10 protein-coding genes are annotated in these 13,175 nt (G+C 72.7%); 2 read left to right on the forward strand and 8 right to left on the reverse strand.

Features of this window, described 5'->3' with window-relative positions; genetic code table 11:
- Positions 1-375: 375 nt before the first annotated feature.
- From J2S43_RS33455 to J2S43_RS33485, 7 genes are all read right to left on the reverse strand, one after another.
- Entirely contained in the window at positions 376-1,134 is a 759-nt protein-coding gene (locus tag J2S43_RS33455; RefSeq protein ID WP_306835954.1) for a type III pantothenate kinase, read from the reverse strand.
- A gap of 25 nt (positions 1,135-1,159) precedes the next feature.
- Positions 1,160-2,047: a carboxylating nicotinate-nucleotide diphosphorylase gene (gene nadC / locus J2S43_RS33460; protein WP_306835956.1), complete on the reverse strand. Its 888-nt coding sequence runs from the start codon at positions 2,045-2,047 to the stop codon at positions 1,160-1,162.
- Between the two features lie 70 nt (positions 2,048-2,117).
- Positions 2,118-3,764, reverse strand: a complete 1,647-nt coding sequence (locus tag J2S43_RS33465; RefSeq protein ID WP_306835957.1) for an L-aspartate oxidase — start codon at positions 3,762-3,764, stop codon at positions 2,118-2,120.
- Between the two features lie 598 nt (positions 3,765-4,362).
- Positions 4,363-5,277, reverse strand: coding sequence for a septum formation family protein (locus J2S43_RS33470; RefSeq protein ID WP_306835960.1), 915 nt, complete (start codon positions 5,275-5,277; stop codon positions 4,363-4,365).
- Positions 5,278-5,407: 130 nt separating this feature from the next.
- On the reverse strand, positions 5,408-6,256 hold the full coding sequence (gene panC / locus J2S43_RS33475; protein WP_306835962.1) for a pantoate--beta-alanine ligase: 849 nt from the start codon (positions 6,254-6,256) through the stop codon (positions 5,408-5,410).
- The gene (locus J2S43_RS33480; RefSeq protein WP_370881689.1) at positions 6,243-7,178 is read right to left on the reverse strand and encodes a Rossmann-like and DUF2520 domain-containing protein; all 936 of its coding nucleotides are present in this window, start codon (positions 7,176-7,178) and stop codon (positions 6,243-6,245) included. The genes panC and J2S43_RS33480 overlap by 14 nt, the downstream gene beginning before the upstream one ends.
- A 135-nt stretch (positions 7,179-7,313) precedes the next feature.
- On the reverse strand, positions 7,314-8,555 hold the full coding sequence (locus J2S43_RS33485) for a phytase (RefSeq protein WP_306835966.1): 1,242 nt from the start codon (positions 8,553-8,555) through the stop codon (positions 7,314-7,316).
- Positions 8,556-8,580: 25 nt separating this feature from the next.
- Between J2S43_RS33485 and J2S43_RS33490 the strand changes: the two genes are divergently transcribed.
- Together J2S43_RS33490 and J2S43_RS33495 are read left to right on the forward strand one after the other, a co-directional pair.
- A complete protein-coding gene (locus J2S43_RS33490; protein WP_306835967.1) occupies positions 8,581-9,624 on the forward strand; it encodes an SAM-dependent methyltransferase in 1,044 nt (347 codons plus the stop codon).
- A complete protein-coding gene (locus J2S43_RS33495; protein ID WP_306835970.1) occupies positions 9,621-10,760 on the forward strand; it encodes an NADH-quinone oxidoreductase subunit D in 1,140 nt (379 codons plus the stop codon). The genes J2S43_RS33490 and J2S43_RS33495 overlap by 4 nt, the downstream gene beginning before the upstream one ends.
- 12 nt (positions 10,761-10,772) lie before the next feature.
- Here J2S43_RS33495 and J2S43_RS33500 read toward each other — a convergent pair whose 3' ends face one another.
- Positions 10,773-13,094 (reverse strand): hypothetical protein, encoded by a 2,322-nt coding sequence (locus tag J2S43_RS33500; protein ID WP_306835972.1) that lies wholly within the window; start codon positions 13,092-13,094, stop codon positions 10,773-10,775.
- Between the last annotated feature and the right edge of the window lie 81 nt (positions 13,095-13,175).

A 13,175-nucleotide genomic window follows, 5' to 3' on the forward strand; every position in this document is an offset into this window, starting at 1 on the left:
GACCGGAAATCCGCGAACCGCTCAAGTGCTACCTGGCGAACTGCGAGGTGGATGTTGTGTCCGTAGTCACGCCGTGTCACATCAGGCCGCCACTAACGGAGCATTTCGGACTCCGGGCCCGGGATGCCGCAGCGGTACCACTGCGCGACTCCGGTACTACCCGTGCTAGGCGCCACAACCGGCACCGGAGCGCCGGCGACCGGAGGATAGGGACACGCCGTCCCGAACCATACTCGCCGGTCCGGGCAAGGATAAAGGCGGCCACCGATTCGCGGCGGTTGCGTGTCCGATGGATTGCTGTCCGTCACGGAATGGAACCGGCTGAATATCAACTCGCCTCGCCGGTCGCGCGCTCACGCGTACCCCGAATTCGAATTAGACGTTGCGCTCGTACACCATGCGAAGGCCGATCAACGTGATCATGGGCTCATGGTGCGTGATCGTCCGGCACTCGCCGACCACCACCGGCGCCAGCCCGCCGGTCGCGATCACGGCCTTGACCTCACCGATCTCCTCGATCATCCGCTCCACGATGCGGTCCACCTGGCCGGCGAAGCCGAAGTAGAGACCGGCCTGCAGGCACTCCACGGTGTTCTTCCCGATCACCGAACGCGGCTTGGTGGCCTCCACCTTGCGCAACTGCGCGGCACGGGCCGCGAGCGCGTCGAACGAGATCTCGATGCCGGGCGCGAACGCGCCGCCGAGGAACTCGCCGCGCGCGCTGATCACGTCGAAGTTCGTGGTGGTGCCGAAGTCGACCACGATCGACGGGCCACCGTAGAGGCTGTGCGCGGCCAGCGTGTTGACCACGCGGTCCGAGCCGACCTCCTTGGGGTTGTCGATCGCCAGCTGCACGCCGGTCCGCACACCCGGCTCCACGATCACGTTCGGGACCGACGCGTAGTACTTGGCCAGCATGGTGCGGAGATTCCGGAGCGCGGCCGGCACGGTCGAGCAGGCCGCCACCCCGGTGATCTCCACGGCGTCGCCGGCCAGCAGCCCGCGGAACATCAGCCCGAGCTCGTCCGCGGTGGACCGGGCGTCGGTCTTCACCCGCCAGGAGTGCCGGAGCTGGTCACCGTCGAACGTGGCCAGGACGGTGTTCGTGTTCCCGATGTCGATGCAGAGCAGCACGAGAGGAGCCTAGCGAGCAGAGGATCTACCGTTGCCGCAGGTCCATCGCGATGTCCAGGATCGGCGACGAGTGGGTCAGGCCGCCGACCGAGAGGTAGTCCACGCCGGTCGCGCCGTACTCGGCCGCGACCGCCAGCGTCAGCCCGCCGGTCGCCTCCAGCTCGGCCCGGTCGCCCACCGCGGCCACCACCTCGCGCAGCAGGCCCGGGCCCATGTTGTCGCAGAGCAGGAAGTCCGCGCCGGCCTCGACCGACTCGACCGCCTCCGCGACCGTGGTCACCTCCACCTGCACCGGCACGTCCGGGAAAGTCTCCCGCACCCGGCGGTAGGCCGCGGTCAGGCCGCCGGCCGCGAGCTTGTGGTTGTCTTTGATCATCGCGACGTCGTAGAGGCCCATCCGCTTGTTCGTGCCGCCGCCGGCCCGTACCGCGTACTTCTCCAGCACGCGCAGGCCCGGCGTGGTCTTGCGGGTGTCCAGCACGGTCGCCTTCGTCCCGGCCAGCTCGTCCGCCCAGGCGCGCGTGTGCGTGGCCACGCCGGAGGCCCGGCACAGCAGGTTCAGCGCGGTGCGTTCAGCGGTCAGCAGCGCCCGGGTCGGTCCGGTGACGGTGGCCAGCACGTCGCCCCGCCTCACCCGCGCGCCGTCGACTTCGTTCAAGACCACCTCGACGGTACGGCCGGAGGAGAGCTCGAAGACGGCGGCGGCGACGGCGAGCCCGGCCACCACGCCGTCCGCGCGCGCCACCAGATCGGCCGTGTCGGTCTGCTCGGCCGGGATGGTGGACTCGCTGGTGACGTCGCGGTGCTGCGGGCCGAGATCCTCCTCCAGCGCGGTCCGCACGATCCGCTCGATCTCCGCGCCCGGCAGCCCGGCCTCGTCCAGCGCCCTGGTCGTTGCCTCGGAGAAGCTCATGCCGGACTTCCCTTCGGGCCGCAGTCCCCGCGTGGTCGGCGCTGAGCTGATGATTCGCTCGCAGGCTCGCTCATGATGCGATCGGCTCCCAGGTGTGGGTCGGTGTTCCGTCCTCGGCCAGCGCGGTGACCAGGTGGCCGCGCCACTCGTCCTCCGCCACGCCGAAATCCTCCCGCCAGTGGCAGCCGCGGGTCTCCCGCCGGGCGTACGCCGCGCCGGTCAGCGCGGTCGCCACGGTCAGCAGGTTGGTCGCCTCCCAGCTGGCGGTGCGCGGCGTGCCGCGGCGCCCGGCCGTGGCGGTGAGCGCGGCGGCCGTCCCGCGCAGTGAACCGGCCGAGCGCAGGACGCCCGCGCCCCGGCTCATCGCGCGCCGCAGGTCCGCACGCGCGGCCTCGTCGACCACCCACTGCGCGCTGGCGTCGTGCAGCACCGGCTCGGCCTGCGGCGGCAGGTCGCGGCGGATGTCGTCGGCGATCCGGCGGGAGAAGACCAGGCCCTCCAGCAGCGAGTTGCTGGCCAGCCGGTTCGCGCCGTGCACGCCGGTGCAGGCCACCTCGCCGCACGCGTACAGCCCGGGAATGCTGGTACGGCCGTGCAGGTCGGTGCGGACGCCACCGGAGGCGTAGTGCGCGGCCGGCGCGACCGGGATCAGGTCGGTCACCGGGTCCACCCCGGCCGCCCGGCACGACGCCAGGATGGTCGGGAAGCGGTGCTCCAGGAAGTCCTTGCCGAGGTGGCGGGCGTCCAGGTAGACGTGGTCGGAGCCCTCGGACAGCAGCACCCGGTGGATGCCCTTGGCCACCACGTCACGCGGCGCCAGCTCGGCGAGCTCGTGCTGGCCGACCATGAACCGCTTGCCGTCGCCGTCGACCAGGTGCGCGCCCTCGCCGCGCAGCGCCTCGGAGATCAGCGGTCGCTGCACCGAGGAGACCGCGCCGGACACGAACGACGTGGGGTGGAACTGGACGAACTCGACGTCCGTGACCGCGGCGCCGGCCCGCAACGCGAGCGCCACGCCGTCGCCGGTGGAGACGGACGGGTTCGTGGTGGACGCGTAGATCTGGCCCATGCCGCCGGTGGCCAGCACCACGGCCCGGCCCAGGATCGCGCCGACGCCGTCCTCCGCGCCCTCGCCGAGCACGTGCAGCGTGATGCCGCAGGCCCGGCCGGTCGCGTCGGTGAGCAGGTCCAGGACCAGCGCGTGCTCGACCATCCGGATCCACGGGTCGCGGCCGACCGCGGCGTGCAGCGCGCGCTGCACCTCCGCACCGGTGGCGTCGCCGCCCGCGTGCACGATCCGGTTCGCGCGATGGCCGCCCTCGCGGGTCAGCATCAGCGAGCCGTCCGGGTTGCGATCGAACTCGGCGCCGGTGCGGATCAGCTCGCGGACCCGGGCCGGGCCCTCGTCGACCAGCACGCGAACCGCCTCCGGGTCGCACAGGCCGACGCCGGCGACCTCGGTGTCGTAGGCGTGCGCGTCCGGTGTGTCCAGCGGGTCCAGCACCGCGGCGATGCCGCCCTGCGCCCACCGGGTCGAGCCGTCGTCAATGTTGACCTTGGTGACGACGGTGACGTGCAGCCCGCCTTCGCGAAGATGCAACGCGGCGGTAAGCCCGGCGATACCAGAGCCCACGACGATCACGTCGGTGGTCTCGGTCCAGCCCGGCGCCGGGGCGGCGAGACGCGTCGGCAGGGCCGGAAGATCGAGTGGACGCATCCCTCCAGTCAACTCGACCCGCCCACCCTTTGGGGAGCACCGCCCACGAAAAGTGGGCCTAATCGCTGCCCGGCCGCGGAACGTCACAGCGGGCTTCAGCGCGTTTGCTCCTGCCACCACGGATCCCACAGGAAGGCCGCCCGCCGCCGACCGTTGCCCGCGGGAGCACGCGAACCCCGCCCCACCGAAAGCGTCAAAATCAAAATCTTGATCCCCCCACCCCCACCTGCCCCCAAGCTCCCCTAGTCAGCCACAAGCGAAAACATCAAAACCCGATCTCCCCACCCCGCCGACCCCCAAGCCCCCACCGAGCCAGCCAAAAGCGGAACATCAAAATCCGATCTCCCCACCCCGCCGACCCCCAAGCCCCCACCGAGCCAGCCAAAAGCGGAACATCAAAATCCGATCCCCCACCCGCCGACCCCCAAGCCCCCACCGAGCCAGCCAAAAGCGGAACATCAAAATCCGATCCCCCACCCGCCGACCCCCAAGCCCCCACCGAGCCGGCCAGAAGCGGAAACATCAAGATCTTGATCTCCCCAGCCCCGGCCTGGCCCAAAGCTCGCCGCTGTGGGATGACCGAGCCGGAAATCAGCGGCTAGTCAGTGATGGGCAATGCGTTGGGGCCGGCGGCACGCAGGGATTTGTTGATTTTGATGTCCTGGAGCCAGACGTAGCAGCGGGCACCGCGGTCGCCGGTCTTCCAGTCGGCCTCGTTCGCCAGCACCGGTGCGACACCGCTGCGCGCCGCGAGGTCGTCGTCCTTCGGCACCTTCACGTACTCCGCGATCTTCTGGCGGCAGTTGTTATAGAACGCCTGCCACGCCGCCACGTCGGTGACCTGCGGGTACTTCTGGTTGGCCGGGGCCTGCCAGACGCCGACGAACTCGCCGTTGTGCTCCTTGGCGCAGTCGGTCGCGGCCATCTTCGTGATCTCCAGCGTGCTCTGCACGTCCAGCGAGTAGCAGCCGAGCCGCAGCGGCGCGTCGACAGCCTTGATGCCGTCCTTGACCGTGCCCTTGCGGAGCACGGTGGTGCCGTTGTCCTCGACGTTCGTCTTCTCGGTCACGTCGCACCGGTACCACCGGGCACCGCCGGTCCACGCCCTGTCGGACGGGAGCGCGAGGCCGAGCGAGAGGCGGCCGAGCCGCCAGTCCGCGCCCAGGTATGTCGCGGACTGCTTGTCGCACTCGGCGAACGCGGTGCGGGCCGCGTCGGAGTCCCGGGCCGGCGGCTTGTCCGCATCGGCCGGAGCGCCGGTGAACGTGCCGACGAACGCGGTCTCGACGCGGTGATCCGTGGCGCAGTCCACCGGTGTGGAGAGCTCGCGCAGCGCGATCGGCGCGAAGTCCGTCGCGTAACAGACGCCCGCGGCCGGCACGAACGACTTCGGTTCCGGAAACCCGGCCCAGTCGTCGGTCAGCTCACCGTCGACGCCCTCCGGCATGCCACAACCGGCCAGCCCCGCCACCATCAGGGCGCCGAGCGCCAGCGCCGCCACCGAGCGTCGCATCCGAGAGACCTCCCCATATGTCGCGCCGCACCTCGTCGCCGCACCTCGGAGACCTAACGTAACCTCCGCGGCGCGGCCCGGCATGCCGCGTGCCCCGATCGGGCGCGTGGCTTTGGCATGTCTTAGCAGCTCAGGACAGTTCTATCGGAATGTTGTCGATGAGCCGCGTGGTGCCGACGCGGGCGGCGACGAGCATGCGGGCCGGGCCGTGTTCCGGCGCGGGCCCGAGATCGGGTGCGAGCAGCACCAGATAGTCCAGTCGCACGCCCGGCTCGTCCTGGATCCGGGCGTGCGCGGCCGCGAGCGCGCCGGCCGCGGACCCGCCCGCCGCCGCGGTCCCGGCACCGGTGCGCAGCCCGGCGGAGAGCGCCAGCGCGGACGCCCGTTCCCCGGCGGAGAGGTATCGGTTGCGGCTGGACAGTGCCAGGCCGTCCGGCTCGCGCACGGTCGGCACCCCGACCACCTCGACCGGCACGTTCAGGTCGCGCGCCATCTGAGTCACGAGCGTGAGCTGCTGATAGTCCTTCTCGCCGAAGAACGCGAGGTCCGGGCGGGTGAGTTGGAGCAGCTTCAGCACCACGGTGAGCACGCCGTGGAAGAAGCCGGGGCGGCTCGCGCCCTCCAGCTCCTCGCCGAGCGGACCCGGGTTGAGCCGGACCTGCGGCGGCCCGTCCGGGTACATCTCCCGCGCGGACGGTGCGAAGACCAGATCGACGCCGGCGCGGGCACAGATCTCCAGGTCGGACTCGAGCGTGCGCGGATAGCGGTCGAGGTCCTCGTTCGGCCCGAACTGCAGCGGGTTCACGAAGATCGTGACGATCAGGTGGTCGGCCCGTTCCCGGGCCGCGCGCATCAGCGACTCGTGGCCGTCGTGCAGCGCGCCCATGGTCATCACCACGGCGACGCGGCCGGTCATCTTCGCGCGGGCGCCGTTCAGGTCGGCGACCGTGTTGACCAGCCGTGGCTCAGAGGTCGTCATGCGGGGTGCCCTCCCGGGCGTCGGCGAGGACGTCGAGCAGCGGCTCGGCGTCGACGGGGCGGAGCCGGCCGGCGGAGATCGCCCGGTCGGCGGTGCGCCGGGCCAGCGCCCGGTAGGTGGCCACGGAGTCCGGCGCGACCTCGGTCAGCTCGGCCAGGTGCCGGGCCACCGTGCCGGCGTCGCCGCGGGAGACCGGGCCGGTCAGTGCCGCGTCGCCGAACGCCAGCGTGTTCTCCAGGGACGCGCGCAGCAGCGGCGCCAGCATCTGCTCCGGGTGCCGCACGCCCGCGTCGCGCAGCCGGTCCAGCGCGTCGTTGACCAGCGTGACCAGGTGGTTGGCGCCGTGTGCGAGCGCGGCGTGGTAGAGCCCGCGGTCGGAGTCCCGGATCCACTCGATGGCGCCGCCGAGCTGGCCGACCAGGCGGGCCGCGAACGGGTGGACGTCCGCGCGGGCGGTCACGCCGTAGGAGATGCCGCGCAGCCGGGCGACGTCCTCGGGCCGGCCGGTGAACGTCATGGCCGGATGCAGCGCCAGCGGCCGGGCGCCGCGCGCGACGGCCGGGTCCAGCGGCGCGAGCCCGTGCGCGCCGGACGTGTGCGCGACCACCTGGCCGGGCCGCAGCGCGCCGTCGTCCGCGAGCCCGCGCACCACGGCCGCGAGCGCGTCGTCCGGCACCGAGACCAGCAGCAGATCGGTGGCCGCGCGAGCGACCTGAGTGGGCGGCAGGTGCGCGGTGTCCGGCAGCATTTGGCCGATCCGCTCGGCGGTGGCGTCGGAGGTGCCGGAGGCGGCGACCACCCGGTGCCCGGCCGCGGTCAGCGCGGCGCCGAGCGTGGCTCCCACCCGGCCGGCGCCGACGACGCCGACGGTCAGCGTGGCGCGTGGCGTCCGCGTGCGCACGGGTTCGATGGAGCGGCGCATGTCAGCGATCCAGTCCTCGAGGGGTAGGTACCGGTCGGGGCCAGTATGCGCCAGTGTTTCAGAGCCGATACAAGCACGTGTGAAAACCTTCACCACGGCCGTCCGGGTACGTCCCGGACGGCCGGGCGGCGATCGTCAGCGCAGGAACCCCGCATCGACGAACTTGAAGTTGGTGCTCGGCCGGTCGCCGTCCGCCGGCGTGTCCTGACCGTCGTGCACGACCAGCAGGCCACCGGGGAACCCGGGCAGCGCCACCGGCGTCACGGCCGCGCCGTCGCACTCCTGGGAGCCGTCCGCGCGCGGACCGTCCACCACGGCGAAGTGGCCGGTCGGGCGGTTGGAGCGCCGGTCGTAGGTGTAGAACGTGTCGTCGCCCTGGCTGGAGACCACGAGCGTGTGCCGGGCGACCGTCAGGCCCTCCACGTCAGCCACGATCCGGCCGCCGAAGCCCGGGTCCGCGTCGTAGTCCACGGCGCACTCCTCGGTCGCCTCGTCGTAGGCGGCCGGGATGCCGAACTCGCGCACCTTCTCCACCGTGGCGGGCCGGCCGGCGAAACGGCCGTCGCGGATCGGCACCCGCCAGAGCGCCACGTCCTCCTGCGCGAGGTAGGCGGTGCGGGTCTGCTCGTCCACCACCACGCCCTCGACCTGCGGGCCGTCGCCCGGGTCGGTGCAGGGCGCCCAATCCGTGCCGTCCGGCAGCGTGAACTCCGCGGGCAGCGTGAGCCGATCGACCGGGCGGTAGCTGACCCGGTCCCCCTCGATCACGATTCTGAAGGTGCCGACCTCGGGCGTGCTGCGGCGGCTGACCAGCAGATGTCCGCCCGCGAAAGCGTCCAGGCCGTACGCGGTGCGCTGCTCGTTCACCTCCGCCTGCGTGGTGTTGAACGCGAACGGCACGTCGGCCGCGGTCACGTCCGTGAGCAGGCCGGTGCGCGCGTCGATGGCGTAGAAGCGCAGCTGGTCGCGGCCCCGGTCGGAGACGGCCGCGAGGTCCACGGTCCGGCCGCCGAGCCGCACGCCCTCGACGATGTCCACGTTGTTGAACCGGCCGGCCTCGTCGTCCGGGCCGGGCGCGGCCGGCGTGGCGATCGCCTGCAGCTCGCGTCCGCGCAGGTCGTAGACGCGCAGGCCGCCGTTCTTCGCGGTGGCGATCACGCGGGACTTCCCGCGGTCGGCCGGGTTGACCCAGATCGCCGGGTCGTCCGCGTCCGCGTCGCCGCCGGCCTCGTCGTCGTGCAGCGCCGGCGTCTCCACGGTCGGCGTGAGCTTCTCGATGGGTCGCGGCGCGTGGGCCGCCGCCGGATTCGCGGCCGTCGTCAGGAGCATCAGGGGTACGGCGAGAGCCGCGCCGGACAGCTTCAGGGGAGATCGCATGTGACGCGACCGTAGGGTGTGCACGATGACGTCCCCTGAACTCGGCGTGAACAGCCTTCGATGGCGTGACGCGATGGAGTCTGCGCTCTACGGGCCGGACGGCTTCTTCACCCGGCCGGGCGCGACCGGGCCCGGCGGACACTTCCGGACCAGCGCGCACGCCACCGCGACGTTCGCCCGTGCGCTGCGCCCGCTGCTGCGGCGGGTGGACGAGGCGCTCGGCAACCCGGACCCGTTCCAGCTCGTGGACGTCGGCGCCGGACGCGGCGAGCTGCTTCTCCGGATCGCCCGCCGCTACCGGGCCGACTTCCAGGGACGGCTCCGTCCGCTCGCGGTGGAACTGGCCGCACGACCGGACGACCTGCCGCCCGGCATCGGCTGGACCGATCGGATCCCGGACCGGATCACCGGCCTGCTCCTGGCAACGGAGTGGCTGGACAACGTGCCGGTGGACGTGGTGGAGGCCGGCTCGTCCGGTCCTCGCTACGTGCTGACCGACGGCTCGCTCGGGGAGCCGGTGTCCACCGCGGACGCGGAGTGGCTGGCCCGGTGGTATCCGCCGCTTCCGCCCGGCGCGCGGGCGGAGGTGGGCCTCCCGCGGGATCTGGCCTGGTCCGCCGCTCTGCGACGGGTCGAGCGTGGGGTAGCGGTGGCGGTCGACTACGGACATCTGCGGGACGGACGGCCGCTCGACGGCACGCTCACCGGGTATCGGGAGGGACGGCAGGTGCCGCCGCGCGCGGACGGCAGCACCGATGTGACCGCGCACGTGGCGATGGACTCCGTGGCCGAGGCCGGGGCCGAATCCCTCGCACGAACGCGGCCGGGCGGGGATCCGTACCGGCTGATGATTCAACGGGAAGCGCTGCAAGCGCTCGGGGCCGACGGGAGGCGACCACCGCTGAGCCTGGCCGCCTCTGATCCGGCAGGGTATGTGCGCGCCCTGGCGCGCGCCTCGGAGGTGGCGGAACTGCTGGACCCGGCCGGGCTGGGCGGCCATTGGTGGCTCATTCAGGCGGTCGGCGTGGCGCACCCATTCAGCGTCGGAGATGGCATTGTGGAGTCATGAGCCTCCGGGAAGTGACGGTCGGGACGCAGGCCGGGCTGGACACCGCGGACATGGTGCTCAACATCGGGCCGCAGCATCCGTCCACGCACGGCGTGCTCCGGCTGCGGCTCCGGCTGGACGGCGAGCGGGTCGTCGAGTGCGAGCCGATCGTCGGCTACATGCACCGCGGCGCGGAGAAGCTGTTCGAGGTCCGCGACTACCGGCAGATCATCGTGCTGGCGAACCGGCACGACTGGCTCTCCGCGTTCTCCAACGAGCTGGGCGTGGTGCTCGCGGTCGAGCGGCTGATGGACCTTTCGGTGCCGGAGCGCGCGGTCTGGCTGCGCACCGCGCTGGCCGAGCTGAACCGGGTGCTCAACCACCTGATGTTCCTCGGGTCGTACCCGCTGGAGATCGGCGCGATCACGCCGATGTTCTACGCGTTCCGTGAGCGGGAGACGCTGCAGGCCGTGATGGAGGAGGTCTCCGGCGGCCGCATGCACTTCATGTTCAACCGGGTCGGCGGGCTGAAGGAGGAGGTCCCGTACGGCTGGACCGGCCGTGCCCGGGACGCGATCGACGCGGTCCGGCGCCGCATGCCGGACCTGGACCATCTCATCCGGCGCAACGAGATCTTCCTGGCCCGGACCGTCGGCGTGGGCGTGCTCTCCGCCGAGGACGCGGCCGCCTTCGGCGCGTCCGGGCCGGTCGCGCGCGCCTCCGGCCTGGACCTCGACCTGCGGCGGGACGAGCCGTACCTGGCCTACGGCGAGCTTGACGTGCCGGTGGTGACGCGGACGACCGGCGACTGCCACGCGCGGTTCGAGGTGCTGCTGGACCAGGTGTACGCGTCGCTCGACCTGGCCCAGGCCTGCCTGGACCGGGTCGACCGGATCACCGGGCCGGTCAACGTGCGGCTACCGAAGGTGGTGAAGGCGCCGGAGGGGCACACCTACGCGTGGACCGAGAACCCGCTCGGCATCAACGGGTACTACCTGGTGTCGCGCGGCGAGAAGACGCCGTGGCGGCTCAAGCTGCGTACCGCGTCGTACGCGAACGTGCAGGCGCTCTCGACGCTGCTCCCCGGCTGCCTGGTGCCGGACCTGATCGCCATCCTCGGCTCGATGTTCTTCGTGGTCGGCGACATCGACAAGTAGAGGCCCGGCTGCCTATCTCCGGTAGTCCTCGCGGTCCCACTCGATGGCGGAGATCGCGCGCTGGTCGCCGGTGAACTGGCTGGCCTCGCCGTAGAGGCTGGCGGAGTCGAAGCGCTGCTGCTGCTGCTGTGGCCGGCCGCGGTCGTCCCGGCGATAGTCCGGCCCGCCGCCGTGATCGTCCCGGTCACCGCCGCCGCGCTCGGCGCGCCAACTGTCGTCGTACCGGCCGCGCAGCTGCTCGTCCCCGCCGGGCAGGCCGTCGTCCGGGCCGACCCGCCACGGCTCCTCGCGCCGGCCGCCGCGCTGCTGGGTGCGCCACGGCTGCGGGTCCTCGCCGCCACCGACGCGGCGCATCTGGCCGGTCGACGGGCCGGGATCGATCGCCCGGCGCATCTGGCCGGTCTGCGGCCCCTGATCGATCACCCGGCGCATCTGGCCGGTCTGCGGGCCGCGGCGATCCCGCTCGTACGGGTTCGGCGCGCGGTCCTCGCGGCGGACCGACTCCCAGCGGTCCTCCACGCGCAACTCGCTGCCGGACTCGTCGGTGTGCACGCTGGCCCGGCGCTCGCCGACGCGCAGCTCCTGGCCACGGTCGTCCTGGCGGACCGCGGCGTAGCGGTCGCCGGCCTGGCGGATCTGGGACCAGCTGGGCTCGCTGGACGTCGACTCCAGCGCGGGCCGGTCGTACGGGTTGACCTGCTCGCCGCGCTCGCCCCAGCTCGGCTGACCGGGACGGGCGGCACGACGGCCGACCACGTCGTCGGTGTTCTCCTCGCGCTCGCTGCCGTAGCTCGCGCGCTCGTCACCGCGGCCGGTGCGGTCGTCACCGCGGCCGGTGCGGTCGTCACCGCGGCCGGTGCGGTCGTCACCGCGGCCGGTGCGGTCGTCACCGTAGCCGCCGCGGTCGTCGCCGGCGTAGCCGTTGTCGTCGTCGCTGCCGTAGCCGCCGCCGCGGAAGTCCCGGTAGGCGGGGTCGAAGTCGCGGGCGCCCGGGTCGAAGTTGCGGGCCCGGCGGCCACGGTCGGGGTTGTCCCGGCCGTAGTCGTCGCCGTAGCCGCCGCGCGGGCCGTTGAACTCGCCGGTGCCGTAGAGCGAGCCGCTGTCACCGCGCGGGTCCACGATCGTCGAGCGCGTGGTGACGTGCACGGTCTCGGTGTGCCGGACGATGCCGCCGGACAGCTGCGCCCTGCCCGCCTGTGCCCTGCCCCCGGAGCGGCCCACGCTCGCGGACGCGCTGGCCCGGCCCTCCACGCCGCGGTCCTGACGCCGGTCACGGCGGTCGTCGTCGGCGTCGTAGCGGGCGGACCGGCCGTAACCGTCCTCGCCGTGACCGTCCTGGTCGTAGCCTGCGCGGTCGTAGCCCGAGCGGTCATAGCCGGCGCGCTCGGAGCGGTCGTCCTGGTCGTAGTCGTCGCCGGAGCGACGGTCGGTGCGGCCGGCCCGGTCGCCCCACTCGGCGCGGTCGTCCCCGTAGGACGTGCGGTCCTCGCCGTAGGAGGTCCGCCTGCCGTAGATCTCGTCCGGCTCCACGGCGGCGGAGCGGCGGCCGGCGTAGCCGCCGTCGTCCGGCTGCGCCCGGCGTGGCGTGTAGCCGCCGTACGTCTTCTCCTCGGTGGGCGCGTTAGCACCGGCCTGGCCGTACGAGTCGTCCCGGTCGTCGCTCGTGTCCTGGCCGTAGCGGGTGTCCTCGCCGTAGCGGGTGTCCTCGCCGTAGCGGGTGTCCTCGCCGTAGCCGCGGCCGCGGTCGTCGTCGTAGCCGCGGCCGCGGTCGTCGTCCTGCCCGGCGGGCGGTGCGGGCGGGACGGAGGCCCGCGCGTAGCCGGCGGACGCGGAGACGGACGCGGTCGCCCGGCCGGTCGTCGGCTCCGCCGGGGCCGGGACCGCGGCGGAGGCGCCGATGGCGACTCGGCCGGCGGGCGCGGCGATCGCCGGCTGGCCGGGGTCGACGGCCGCGTTCTGCAGCGCGGCGAGCTGCGCCTGGAGGTCGTCGAGTGCGGTGCCGAGCGCCTGCAGCCGCTGGTTGGACGCAGCCTGGCCGACCCGGGTGGCGTTGGCGATCTCGCTGCGCACCTCGGCGCGGAGCCGCACCATCTCCTCGACCATCGCCTCTTCGAGATCGACTCGTGACGCACTCGATCCACCACGGAGAGCGACCGAGGCGCCGATCAGCGCGATCGACACGAGCACCACGAAGACGGCGAACCGGAGCATGCCGGTGCTGCCGCCGAAGAGCAGGAGCAATGCCGCGAGCGGCGCGAGTCCGACACCGGCCCAGAGCAGGCCTTGTGCCAGGCGTGGATTCGCCCGCTCCTCGACCGGATCAGGGGCTGGCATGGTCGTGGAGCCTACCCAGAGTTGCCGGATAGCGAAACGGGCTCGGATAGCACGATCCGGCGCCATTCCGCCCCTGAGCAG

The sequence above is a fragment of the Catenuloplanes nepalensis genome (assembly GCF_030811575.1).
Taxonomy (GTDB): Bacteria; Actinomycetota; Actinomycetes; order Mycobacteriales; family Micromonosporaceae; genus Catenuloplanes; species Catenuloplanes nepalensis.